At 66.4% G+C, this 217-nt stretch carries 1 protein-coding gene; it reads left to right on the plus strand.

What is annotated here, in order from left to right:
- Positions 1–217, plus strand: a 217-nt coding sequence (locus tag RRF55_RS29010; RefSeq protein WP_439419451.1) for a hypothetical protein, incomplete at both ends; no start/stop codon positions are given.

Raw genomic sequence — 217 nt, forward strand, 5'->3', positions numbered from 1 at the left:
GGCGGCAAGCCTGCGCTCAACCGCAATTACCGCGAGCCGGGCCGCCGCTTCATTCTCGGAACGCTGAGCTGGCAGCCCGTGCTCAAGGACTACAGCTACGAGTTCTGGGAAGGCGACCAGCTCACGCCCGAGCTGCTGCAGACCACGGCGGCCGCGCTGAAAACCGGCTTCTTCGCCCCTGTGCGCTTCAAGGCCAACTCCACGCAGCAGGAAGCCG

It is taken from the genome of Klebsiella sp. K47 (genome assembly GCF_051858335.1).
GTDB lineage: Bacteria > Pseudomonadota > Gammaproteobacteria > Enterobacterales > Enterobacteriaceae > Klebsiella > Klebsiella pneumoniae.